1 pseudogene is annotated in these 256 nt (G+C 43.4%); it reads left to right on the plus strand.

Going from position 1 to position 256, the window contains the following annotated elements:
- Positions 1–28: 28 nt before the first annotated feature.
- Positions 29–256: pseudogene (locus AAEY72_RS15555) on the plus strand (tRNA ligase subunit PheS family protein); the annotation flags it as partial.

Here is a 256-nt window from a genome sequence, read left to right on the forward strand (position 1 = left end):
TGATCTAACATGATTGATTAGTGAGTTCTTAGAAGCGTTCTTTGCTAAAGAATTGACTGTTCGTTTTCGTCCGTCATTTTTCCCATTCACTGAGCCTTCTGCTGAAGTCGATATCCTCGATGATAATGGTAAATGGCTTGAGGTCATGGGCTGCGGTATGGTACATCCACAAGTGCTAACCAACTGCGGTATTGATAGCGATAAATACACCGGCTTTGCTTTTGGTATGGGTATTGAGCGCTTTGCGATGCTGTAC

Source organism: Psychrobacter sp. W2-37-MNA-CIBAN-0211 (assembly GCF_040309405.1).
GTDB classification, from domain to species: domain Bacteria; phylum Pseudomonadota; class Gammaproteobacteria; order Pseudomonadales; family Moraxellaceae; genus Psychrobacter; species Psychrobacter glaciei.